Genomic DNA, 12,873 nt, shown 5'->3' on the forward strand with positions numbered 1-12,873 from the left:
TCTACATTCCACCTCAAAGAGTGAGTTTCTATTTTTAATTATCATTAGAAAAATATGTGGTTATGATGGTGATGATGGTCAGGTATTGATCTACTCTGATATGACGCTTCATGGGTAGTACGCCCTTTGAGTAATGAATCAACCTTTCTCTTGAAAAAACCCACCTTGTTCACAAGACTCTGATAACTCTGACTAATATCCTCAATGCGTTCAGCCATGCGAATGGTATTTGCCACCTGGGATTTGACTTTGTGATGGATGGCTTCACTGGCATTAACCTGTTTTAACACATCCATTAGTTCTTCAGTCGATAATTCTTTTTGGAAATCTCGTAATGCCAAAAGTCCTTTACGTACTCGCATTAAATAGCTGGTCGGCTCCCCCGCTTTAAGTGCTATTCGGATATGCTTTGTTAACAGAAGATCAAAGCTGGTATTAAACAACTTGTTTTTTATAGCCGCTTGAGGGATATCGGACAGGACGTTCGCCAATTGCTTTAACTCCACCTCATTGGGAGGTTGCAAAGACATTTCACCAAAATCATACAATCCCAGCTGATGGTTCTGATGGCGCAATTGATTACCATGGCGGTCGGAATCAAAACACTCCCCCTGAAGAATGTTAATGAGCTCCACCGTGATGATTGCTTTAGCAATGGCTCGGCGAATTTCGTTGTCCTCTGGAGTTTGGTTAGGAAGCTCATTAAATTCGGTTCCATAAATACGTTCGATGAACCGATAGCCTTCCCCACTTTTAATCAAATGAGCCGGATTCATGGCAAAAGTATGTGATTTACCATCAACGTTCACTGTGATGGAACGGGCGTATAGCTCGGCTGCAATCTGGTTTTGCTGTTCACTTAACTTCCTGTCCATTTCAATTTTCGATAGTTCTTTGGCTTCACTGATAATCGATAAAATACTCTCCCGAATGGGTGTCATATCGACGTGCGAACAAGACTCAATGGTTTTTTGCAAATGCATAAAACCTTCTTGCGCATTTTTTGCTGCATTTTCACGCAGCATCAATAGCACCACGTCCTGTCCATTTTCTAACTCTGCTTCCAGTGCTAAGTTATAGGAGGCTGAGCCTAAAAGGGCACCGACACGTTTAATCATTTTGCGATCGTCACGAGAAACCACTTCGCGCAGGAGCCGCCACAATTGCCAACGATGGGGTGGGTTCGCTCGTCCCTTCAAGTGATCCAGATCGCGGCGAATATGCTCAGGTGTATTCGGATGACTATGCACTGCCTGAGCCAGTTTGACATAGGCAGGTCCCATGTGTTCACATAACATGGCTAATTTTTTACCCGCACTCGGTGATTGCCCAGCCCCATTCGACTGATTGGTGGCTACTAACATTCCTGCTAACAAATGGCTGCGAATGTATTTATCCGCTGTGTCCAGATAAGCTTTCAACAAGGCGTAAGCAAAATTTTCCTCTTTATCTGTTTCGGCATGCGGGAATAATTTATGAGCAACGTAGGAAAAGGCCTCTTCGTAGGCATCTTCCATCTCATCAGCGGTTTTTACTTTATTGGCAGGAATAAGCAAGTGATCCACAATAACCGCTCGCTCTTCCAGGCTCACATCCCAGAACTGCGCGTAAAAAGTTCTTAACATTAACGCAATAGTTCCTGGCTTTTCTTTTTCAATTTCTGCCAAATTCTCACTGTAGCCTAACAGTTTTGCCAGCTGGTTTATTTTATTATGGCTTAATAAATAACTGGAAAATTTATCTGTGGTTTGACGACTGATAGGAGAAGAAATAAATTCCAGAAATTCCTTTATGTCGTTCTTGTCTTCACTTAGTTTCCGTGAAGCTGCGGCCAGGCTACTAATAGAAAAATCGATCTTTTCCTGTTGATGAGTCGGTAAATATTTATCAGGCTCTAACAAAATGCCTAAATGTTCAGTTACTTCCCACTGAGATTCGATTGCATTGGCCAATCGCGAAAGCATTAATGTGACATCTCGTTGTGACATATTTTTATACAGACGATTAATCACGGCAATCATCTTTTCTTTATATTCCTGAGATTGGTCATCCTGACCATATTTATCTCTTAGGTCTTTGACTAACTGCTCAATGGCTTCATTACGCAGAGAAATATAGCTAATCGGGAGACTGATCGCATTCTCTACGAAGAGAAGCTCTTCCAATGCTTGGATACGCTCATCGCGGTCTGAAATCCCTTTTATCCGTTCGATAACCAGTTGAGCAAAATGCTCTTGCACTTCGGTAGAAGGAAATATCAGTTGTGAATCAAACACACGATAGATAAGGATTAAATCATTCGGTGTTAAATGATTTGTTCCATTAACGTCTTGAGGTAAATACCAGAGGAATGATTTAAATATGTCAGCACGATCAACAGGATTGTGCACAAACTGAATGGCAAGTTTCAGTAAGGCTATTGTCTCTTGGGTTAATACCTTATAATTTCCATATTGTTTGATATGTTCCTTAAAAAAGCCAGGTGCAATAGAATATCTCCGCCCCCAATCATCATCTATTTTAATAGTTAAAGGGAGTAACTGTTCCAAACAATCAAGACTGAGTGATTCAAAAGGCAAGCGAAAAATCTGAATAAATGCCTGCGGCGGAATTTCATGAAAATACATTGAGATAGTATCAAGTAATTTCAGTTGTTCTTCCGTGGTAAATAAATCAAATTTTTTGTCCTGAAACTGCTGATTAATAAAAAATTGAACATAGGGAGTGTTATAATGTAATGTCGATTTCATTTCATTAGAAACCTGTTGCAAGTGCTCCAGATCTCGTTTATCTTCTCGTCCCAGGAAAAAGCTTTTCACAACGGCTTTCTCTTCTGGAGTCCCATTCATGGCTATATTGGTAAATTCAGCAAGCAAAAATTGAATGGCCAGGTTGTCAATATTGCGAGTCTCATATTCTGAAGGTTTGACTAATACAGGCCAATTCAAATCATAATACTGCTTGAATTTATTTTCAAAAGAGTCCTCACTAAAAAACATCTCGCAGTTGACGTTAAATTTCTGAAGCACATTCTCAGATAAAAATGTCAATATAACTTCAGAGTAATTATTACTGCCATATGCGGCAAACTGTTGAGGCAATTGAGTAATCGGTTTGTATTCACGATAATTAAGGGCGAAAGACAATAGTCTTTTTTCAGGAAATAAAAGCCATAAGTTTTGATCGCGAGTCACGCCAAGGCGCCATAATGTCTCAGCAATAATTGAGCTCTCATCTTTTTGTGCCCATTCAAGATGACTCGACCAGGGCACCTCAGTCACATTATCCTGCGGTACAAAAGTATTCCACTCAATGTGTTCACCAATAATTGAACCAAAAAATCGCTCGTTTCCGACAGGCATGCGCTGATGCACTTTCTCAAATTGATAGGTATGGACTCTTGCCCGACCATGCGAATAGTCAAGATGACCTATGTATTTTTCTTGCAACCCCTTTAGTGCCTCCGCTGCCTCTTTCGCTTCCTCAAAGTTTTTTGCTTTAACGAACGCATCAAATGCATTGTTTATGACCTTGAAAACTCCAAGTGAGGGTACCCGGACGTTATCATCTAAATAATTTTGACTCGTGAAAGGTTGATGAATAAGAGCCAGATAAACACGTTCAAAGGCTGGGATTCGCAACTCAAAAGCTCGTTCAATCAATTCTTCCGCTGCTTTTTTCACTTCCGCATCGTTTAAGTTAATATCCATCGCATACAAAATCCGACAGAAATCCCTGACCTTAATTCCAATACTATAGGTTACTTCATAAGGTAATAATTCAACTGTTAGCTCTGCTAATTTTGACTCTAAAAATTTGAGTTTTGCTACGGTATTCTCACACGCATCACATTCTTTTTTAAAGAAAATTTCTCGGCTAATCGGAGCAACAGCTTTTAAAATGGTATTTGGTAAAGACGTTTGTTGTTTTTCATCGCGTTCATTTTCTTTGATGGCCAACCAGGTTAACAAATTTTTTATACGTTGATGGTAATCGGCCAAGGCCCCTTGTCGATAATCACGAACCAAATAAGAGCGATTGACATGACTAACATCCCATTTATGTTGCTCTTGAAAGTTGATGCTTTTTCTTAAGTAACTAATACCTGCTGGTATATTATGGCATTGTTCAATCGTTAATTTATCGAGTTTGAATTGCTCACTGGCTGAAATCTCATAATAAATTCCAACACCTTCGTGTTTCATGTAAAGTAACTCATTGGCTAAAGCGAACTCTAACTCTTCAACCGTATAAACACCATCTCGCATTTGCTTAAGAAAATCGCTGTGAATGACAATCGCGGGTTTAGTGAATCCGGCCAGCGAATTAACTAATTTATCGCCCGTAGTTGTAATAAAAATTTCAATGGGTTCTTTGAAATTATTGGGACGTAATTGATTAACCAATTCAGTAAGGAAGGCTTTCGTATCTTCGAATCCTGCTTCATCCAACGAATGCAACTGATGTTCTTCCATAAGCATTTGTCTTCGTTTTTCTATGTCGCCGTTCCCTGTCATCTGATAATATTTGTTCGCGTCTCGCATCTTAGAACGTAGATCATAATCAGCATCCGTAAATTGGATGGATTCCCAGGTTGCCCCTTCCGGGTAAGAAATATAAAAATAAGGTAAGGAATGATAATCCTCTGTAAAACAGGCTATCCCATTCCATGGGTCTAAAAGGATCCCCCCCCATTGACTGATGTCATTGAGAGGGCTATCGGGATTACGGCCAATGACCAAAAACGTGTGGCCATCTGCCGGACTACCATTATCATCAAAGTACTCAATACTAATTTTCTCAACGATGGTATTACTATCAATTAAATATTCATCATATAATCTTTTAAGAGCAATGACGGTATGTTCATCACAAAAACCCGTACTGATTTCCGGTTTATCAAAATATTCTGCTTTTGCAAATATATTTGATTTTTGGATTGTTTCTATAACCTTTTTATCACCCCCTCTTTGAAAAAGCAGAGCATTTTCTCGCTTAAATTGCTTTTGAAAGGAATCTCGATGTTCAACCAATTCAAGGTTTTTTTTAAACCGATAAGCTAATTCTTTATCGGTAATCGTTAATTCCTCTCCCTGGCACAAAATGTGGATGAACTGATCGGCATGTTTTTCAAGATATCCATCCATTTCAGTGACGTTAATGACGCTGCTTCCTCTTCCCAGCAGTTTTTGGGCTCTTGCAATTTTTTCACATAAAATCGAAGATTGTTTGAAGATAATTTGCTTGAAACTTTGCTTCTGATTATTGTTTAGATTGTGCGGCGATTTTACCTGCTTATCGAGACAAAATTCCTTGAAACTCTCGTTAATGAACTCAAAAATATAGTACTCGATTTGCTTTTGTTTTACATAGTTTTCATACTCTTCATACTTCTTATCATGAGCATCAAGATATTCCATTTCGTATATACAAGATTCCAATTGCTCCTCTTCCGGGGTATTTGCCCTTCTGGCCTGTTCATACGCTTTTATTTTGCTGCGCTCAATCTGTTCAAACTCTTCATATCGATTCGCTGCCAAAGGAATTTTTTGATTAATTGAATCTTTAATCTCAATACATTTTTTTAATAATTTGGTTCTCTGTTCTTTATCTTTCATATGAATCTCGTTAATAGTCAGTTTACAAACAAGTAACTTGTTAAAATTTGAGTACTTCGTGTATAAATAAAAACTATTAATCGAATATTAAGAAAATATTAAGACCCATATAAAGGTATCGTTCGCCTTTTACACTACGTTGCATTTTCATCTTATCAACCTAACTTACTGTATGTTTGAATCTTTTTGCTACGATATGGATACAGTTGTTATTTTTATCTTCAATAATGAGAGAACGTTACACGCTATATGAAAAAATTGACTTTGCAGAAACAGCGACCTCTTTAAAAAGATCACTAGCTATGCTGTCTTAGGTAATGTACGTGACTCTCAACAGAATAGATTCCAGTTGAGACTTAGCTAATCTCAGACTAGAGAAAAGAGTTGAACGTTTGGGGGTCAGGAGGAGTTGTAGCTATTCTAACGATGTCAATAACTCCCGAAGGTGGAAATTGAAATAAATTTCTTCCTCGAGAAGAAAGAGTAATACTGTTATCTGTGTTTCGCTCATTCATTTTTCTATTTGGAGCTTCAATTTGTGGCTTCTTACTAATAACTAGCTCAGGATTAGCGGTACTAATTCCTAAGTTGTTGGAAGCTGGATTTAAAGCCTGGAAAAATAAAACAATCATGTAAAAAACATTTTTGCGAACACATTGTTGAATTATTACACAATGAGAATAATTTAACAATAGGAGAAAGAACTTTTTTAAATTTTTTAAACCGTGCCTGGAGGCCCACCGAGTTGTTGACAGAATCAATGTGTTTAGAAAACTTATCATTCACTATAATATAATTTCCAGTTTCCAATTTGGAAATCGGAAACTATTGATGTATGTAATCAACTCATAAATTCAATACGGATGATGTTTTTATTCAAGGGCTCTCATTTTTTAAATAAAACTATGTCCGCTTTGAGCGTTCCATAGTGTATTATAAAAACCGCCAGCCTCAATAAGCTGTTTATGGTTACCCATTTCGATAATTTTACCATTGTCCATAACTAGTATTTTATCCATAGACAAAATAGTTGATAATCTATGTGCTACTACGATGACCGTACGATTACTCATAGCAATGTGTAATGATTCTTGGATTAGCTTTTCTGTTAGAGAATCCAGTGAACTAGTGGCTTCATCTAATATCAAAATAGGCGCATCTTTTAAAATCGCTCTTGCAATAGCAATTCTTTGACATTGTCCGCCGGATAATTTAATCCCTCTTTCTCCAACAGGGGTGTCATATCCTTGCGGTAAGTTGAGAATAAATTCATGGGCATGAGCTTTTTTAGAAGCATTAATAACATCCTCATAACTGGCGCCAATTCTGCCATATAGTATGTTTTCATAAACAGTTCGATGAAACAAACTAGGGTGTTGAGGTATAAACGCTATGTTTTCTCGTAAGCTTTGTTTGTTTATCGTGCTAATATCCTGTTGATCTATTAATATTTTTCCGTTTTGGACATCATATAGACACATGATTAGTTGAACCAGCGTACTTTTTCCGGCTCCACTGTAACCAACCAAACCGACTTTAGAGCCTCCCGGTATATGTGTGCTTAAGTCTTTAATAATATCTACAGATTTATATTTAAAACTAATATGATCAATGAAGATTTCACCCTGAGTAATGTTAAGAGACGGAGCTCCTGGGTTTGGTTTTTGATAATGCTCTGTAAAAATCGTATCAATGGCTTGTTGACATTGTCCTGCTTGTTCACCCACAACCAATAAGCTCTCAGTAAGAAACCAGATCTGATCAATCACTGTAATTGCTAATATAAAGATAAATACAAAATCCCCAACAGAAATTGTTCCTTTATTCCCAAGAAAAAGCAGTAACAGTATTGAAGCCCCTTGTAAAATCCAGGCAAACCCACCAAGTAATGACGCATTGAGCATATTTTTAAATTGCATGGATTGATCGTGTTTCACAGCACTGGCTGTTGTTTTTTCTAAATATTGCGCTTCGTAGTTTTCTCTGGCAAATAAAAGCATGTTGACCACGTTGGAAAAACAATCAACAATGTTTCCTATATTTTTTGCTCGTGCTTCAGCATAGGCTTTGGCATAAGGTTTAATGCTGTATGAACAATAATATGCAGTGGCAATAAACACGATTGAGATAAGGAAAAAAATCAAGCTGAAATAGGGACTAACCAAACTCACCATAGCGATAGAAAGAATAATGGTTAAACCTTGCCTGGATATATTAAACCAAGTATTAACAATATTCTGGATGTTACTTGCTAAATCAGAAATTTTAGCAGAAATTGAACCACTTAAATGATCTTGAAAAAAAACGTATGACTGCTCTCTTAAATATGCAGTGGTTACAGTAATGATGTCCGCTTTTATTTTGGGTAGTGACCGCAAAACGATATAATTATAAAGACGCCATATAAAAGTTATTACAAATCCCAAGATAATAAGCAATAACGCAGGTCTTAAACTCACATCAAGAAATTGTTTCGTTTCGGCATGAGCGACTGCATCCAAAAGAATTTTTAAAACATAGGGCTGTAACACATTATGGATAGATGAATAAATGCCCACAAGCAACATAGCAAAAAACCACCAACGATAAGGAATTGCTATTTCGAAGAAAAAACTACGAAAATTTTGTGGTCTATTTACTTTTTTTGACATTAAAATCCTATTTAAATCTTTATCTTAAGCACTGAATGAGGAAAAGTTATAGAAATTTGTTGTAGTATAGCAGTTCCTAATCAGAAGATTTAAGACATTATGAAATGAATGTGTGCGTTTAATTTTTCTAATTTCTTATCCTTATTTCTCAACTGTGGCGGCACTACGCTGTAATAGGCAGTTTTAGACTATTCCCGATGAATTTGACGCTTCACAATATATTGATTTATAACGAATTTAAAACTAGACCATAAGGCTTCGAACCAAGGTTTCGGGAGTTCGAGTCCCTCCGAGCACCATTAAATTTCCGATTATTATATTGCATTAATTTCACACCATGTTGAGTCTGTGCGCATAGTGCAAAACCATTTCATACATCAGTCTGCAATAGAATTTTATAATTTTATATTCTTCATCAATTCCACTCCTAAAATTTAATTCTCATTAATTAATACTTGCTTTTTATAACACAATATGAATAATAAATGACTTACTGCGCTTAATGTGAACACAAGCAAGGAGGGAAGACCCATAGCTATATAACCATTTTTCAAAAGTAAATAGGACATTTCCTCATAAAAATAGGTCATTCTGTCAGAAAAAAAGACGGAAATTGTAAATAGCCACTATTTATTAAATCAAATATCGGGTAGTACTCAGCAATCTAACTTTTACATGCAGTGAAATAGCATGTAAATTATGACAATGATATTTTACTGATACTGTGACAGGTAAGCTCATCTTCCCGATTTATCATTTTATAATTGGGAAGAACTAATATGTACTCACATTTATTCGCAAATAAAAAAGAAACTAAAGTCAAGCAACTGAAACAAATCATCACACGCACAAGATTAGATTGGTCAGATTTTATATTGCTTACGACCTCACTATTAAAGCAGCTTATCGGCACTCAAATTCAAGATAAGTTATATGAAATTGAGCATCTATATCTGGATAATCGAAAAGAGGAAGCAATACAAGCAATTTTGACTGTTTGCCAGACTGAGACTTCCATTTCTTATAATAAAGCGCTACTAAATGCGATTTGCACCCAGGCTAATCATTTAACCAATGATCCGATGAAATTAGAGAGTCGTCGATATTTTGAAACAAAATTTTCTTTAAATATTTGGCAATCACTTGAGCAAGAGGAATTTTCTACCTTAACAAAACTATCTGCTCTCGTTCATGATATCGATCCGACAATTGATATTCCGAAGAGAGTTAATACATTAAAAGAGGCTGAAATTGTCATTGGTAGAATGGAACAAATTTGGGGAACAAAAGAGATCCAAGAGCAAATGCGGACAATAATGAGTTCTGGATTATTTCAACGTAAAGACCGTGGGACTACTCGTATTGACGAAGAAAACGATATAATTGGAAGTTCTAATTTAGGGATAATGCATTCCTCAGCGCCTAATCCAGACAATGCATTTCCAATCGTCAGGTTCAATCGACATCCTGATGTTAATCTTATTAAACCTAATCATAAAAATGGATATTCCGCCACAAATACCCATGTGCCTTTCGTCTGCTCCTTATCCGGGCATACGGGTGTTTTGTTATTAACAATACGGCGTTTTCTTGATAAATACCGAAATGATGATCAAGAAGTAAAGGAAAAAGACATCAAAAATCTCATAAAGATATTTTTTTCATTCACATGTAAGTCAGGGTTTCATAGTTATGGGGAAATATTTACTGTGTTACGTGATCCTGAAGTACAGAAAATGGCACTCTCCAATTATATCATTCCTTCCAAACTTTCTTTCCAAGAACAATGCTTACATAATACATATCAATTAGCATGTGATTATGCGTACCAGTTACAAATCAAAAAAACGATTAATCATGAGATTAGCACCACCCCTAACCTTCCATCAGAACAGTCGCGTTGGTCATCCATACAACAAAATATCCATGAATCTCATATTAGGAGTAAAATGACAGGTCATTGCCAAAGTACGACCACGACTGTCCCATTAAAAAATACCTGTCATTCCGAGCATACCGAGGAATCTCCCGCAAAATGGCAAGTTCTGTGTTAGTAGTGCATTGGTTAAAAATTTTTTTCTCTTAAAAACACATAGGCACACGTCTTATCGCTTTTAAATTCACCTTTTCAGTACATTGTGTAGAAAATTCAGGGGTTTCACCAAAGGTTACAATCAGGGGAAGCTAACCTCTATTCCTCTGTATCCGCGTTTCAACCATAAAAAAATTTATGTCCATTATAAAAATATTAATGCATGAATTAATGTTCAATTAATATATATACTGCATAATATATTGCTCAGTAGATTATTTTTTTATCTATTAAAGCAATCTTAAGTTTCAATTAATGTCAATGTGAGTAAATATTATGTTAGAAAAGAGAGTCTTAAATATTACTACCGATGAAATTGAAAATGATTTTCAAAAGAAAATTGAGGAATATCTTCATAGTAGTAATTCAGTGACATCCTACTATGCAAATATGTTTTTTACAGATTCTATGTATACCAGTCGTTCTAAAAATAAGAGCGTTTGTATTATGTATCGGGGAACAACTCAAACACCAGAAAGTGTGTTCAAAGAAGGATTTATTCCTAAATACGATAACCCCAAAGATCCTTCAGAGTGCATCGTTTTAAGTACTAGCCCATACATTGGAAGTTTATATGCTGATATTCAGTCAACAATACAGAAAAAAACAGCATATGTATATGCTACCTTAATTGATCCGGAAACTGCTGCGTATTTTGGACAAACATTAGGATTTAGTTCAAGTAAAAAACCTGATGGAAATAATGACTTAGGGCATATTGATTTAATGGAATATCGTTCATCCGCTATTTCACCTCTACACATTCTTGCTGCAAGGACTAGTGATGCTCAAGGAAAAGGACCTGATGACGTTCTCTATGTTAATGGCTCTGCAGAAGAAAAGTTCAAAGCTCTCCTAACAAAGATAAGAGTGGATGACTCAAAATTCAGAGAGTTTATGACTAAACCAAGTCACCAAGTAAAAAATTGGCATCCTCACGATCGTCGCGAAGGAACGCTTGATAAAGCCCCTTTTGTACCCGATTATTTTTAATCACCTATTTGATAATAACTCCTTTCACTTAGGAGTTATTATCATTAATTTAAGGTTAGTTTTGGGATCAGATCTAAGTCGTCCAGCATTTTTACAGCACGTGGATCACCTAAATTCGCAGCAAGAGTTAAATAATACTCAGCTTCCTTATGATCCTTTGGAATACAGCCTTTTCCAAAAGCAAAAGATATTCCTAAACTGATAGCAGCATCGGCATCTTCTCGTAAAGCCGCCATTCTAAAATATTCAATAGCCAACTCGGAATTTTTACTAATACAACCTAATCCATCCCTAAAAGAAGCTCCTAATTCTCGCGCCGCTATATTATCTCCACGTGTTGCCGCCAACTTATAATTGAATATCGCCTTCTCCTGATTTTGGGGTATAGCACCTATTCCATCACAATAAGAAAGTCCTAACAGTCGAGCTGCCCGGTTATCATTTCGATTTACTGCCATATTTAAATAATAAATAGCTTGCTCACAATTTTTTTGTATACCCCCACAACCATCCCTCAATGAGATACCCAGTTCCACCGCTGCATTATTACAACCGCTGAGAGCAGCATCTTGATAATATTTGATGGCTGTAAGAGAATCAAAAGGATAACCATATAATCCATCTCGATAAAAACTTCCAAGCAATTGTCTAGCACCATTATGATTTAATGTTGCTGCTTGTTCACAAAGTGTTTTCCCTAGTTCGATATTCTGATACTTACCCTTATTTTTTAAATATAATTTAGCAATATGATATATAATTTCAGAATTTCCAGGATTATTTTCGTTGTATCGGATCAATTTCCCATAGAATAAATCAATTTCTTTTTCATCTATAGAAATTTTTTTATCTAGAGCCTCATCAATAATCGCCATCGCCAGAAAAATTTCTCGCGCATCTTCTTTAGGATAAAACCCATAATTTGTTTTGCATTGTTCTATCCAGTATATTTTATTGGATTTCCTGTTGATTCTTGAAAATACATCTTTCTCATTTTTTTTATTAAAAAACGAATAAATATGAGTTAGCACTTCAAGTGGTAAATTATCGAACATTTACTTATTTTAATATTAAGAATATCTATATTTTATTCAATGTAATTTCTATTACAAGGCTTATTAGTCACGACGCATCAATAAGGTCAGGCTCGATTGATAGTTACGTAACAAAACCTAAAATAACCCTATCGTTGATAAATACCGGATTGGAGAATTTAACTCAAATGAACTAATACAAAAGACCAAAGTATTTTAATTATTAAATTCCGCCAGTATTTTCAGCTGGAGGAGAAGGAGCTTCTAAAGGTATATTCGATTTTTGAGTTTCATTAGGTGAAGAAGAGTAATGTGAATAATAATAAACCAGAATAATTGCTAGAATGACAATGACGATGATTGAGACAATCCCTCTGTATTCGTTTTCACGGTTTTTCCTTTTCATAATTGTCCTTAGAGTATCTCCATACTACTTAATTATAGTATTAATTTGAGTTAGGGCCATGCTGAAAACACATGTTTAC

At 36.1% G+C, this 12,873-nt stretch carries 7 protein-coding genes; 2 read left to right on the top strand and 5 right to left on the bottom strand.

The window, feature by feature from the left end; translation table 11 throughout:
* Positions 1 to 44: 44 nt before the first annotated feature.
* From LXO92_RS14080 to LXO92_RS14090, 3 genes are all read right to left on the bottom strand, one after another.
* Positions 45 to 5,618 carry an ABC transporter gene (locus tag LXO92_RS14080; protein ID WP_232891190.1) on the bottom strand — a complete coding sequence of 1,858 codons (5,574 nt, stop codon included), beginning with the start codon at positions 5,616 to 5,618 and terminating at the stop codon, positions 45 to 47.
* A gap of 371 nt (positions 5,619 to 5,989) precedes the next feature.
* Entirely contained in the window at positions 5,990 to 6,250 is a 261-nt protein-coding gene (locus tag LXO92_RS14085) for a hypothetical protein (RefSeq protein WP_182350166.1), read from the bottom strand.
* Positions 6,251 to 6,511: 261 nt separating this feature from the next.
* Positions 6,512 to 8,269 (bottom strand): ABC transporter ATP-binding protein, encoded by a 1,758-nt coding sequence (locus LXO92_RS14090; protein WP_232891191.1) that lies wholly within the window; start codon positions 8,267 to 8,269, stop codon positions 6,512 to 6,514.
* A 779-nt stretch (positions 8,270 to 9,048) separates the two neighbouring features.
* On the opposite strand from LXO92_RS14090, the gene LXO92_RS14095 reads away from it, so the two are divergent.
* On the top strand, positions 9,049 to 10,323 hold the full coding sequence (locus LXO92_RS14095) for a hypothetical protein (RefSeq protein ID WP_232891192.1): 1,275 nt from the start codon (positions 9,049 to 9,051) through the stop codon (positions 10,321 to 10,323).
* A gap of 314 nt (positions 10,324 to 10,637) precedes the next feature.
* Complete coding sequence (locus tag LXO92_RS14100) at positions 10,638 to 11,354, top strand: hypothetical protein (protein WP_182350169.1); 717 nt, start codon at positions 10,638 to 10,640, stop codon at positions 11,352 to 11,354.
* Between the two features lie 44 nt (positions 11,355 to 11,398).
* On the opposite strand, the gene LXO92_RS14105 is transcribed toward LXO92_RS14100, so the two are convergent.
* Together LXO92_RS14105 and LXO92_RS14110 are read right to left on the bottom strand one after the other, a co-directional pair.
* Positions 11,399 to 12,409 (bottom strand): tetratricopeptide repeat protein, encoded by a 1,011-nt coding sequence (locus tag LXO92_RS14105; RefSeq protein ID WP_182350170.1) that lies wholly within the window; start codon positions 12,407 to 12,409, stop codon positions 11,399 to 11,401.
* A 202-nt stretch (positions 12,410 to 12,611) separates the two neighbouring features.
* The gene (locus LXO92_RS14110; protein ID WP_182350171.1) at positions 12,612 to 12,794 is read right to left on the bottom strand and encodes a hypothetical protein; all 183 of its coding nucleotides are present in this window, start codon (positions 12,792 to 12,794) and stop codon (positions 12,612 to 12,614) included.
* Positions 12,795 to 12,873: the final 79 nt, after the last annotated feature.

Origin of the sequence: Legionella resiliens (assembly GCF_021344005.1) — a bacterium.
GTDB classification, from domain to species: domain Bacteria; phylum Pseudomonadota; class Gammaproteobacteria; order Legionellales; family Legionellaceae; genus Legionella; species Legionella resiliens.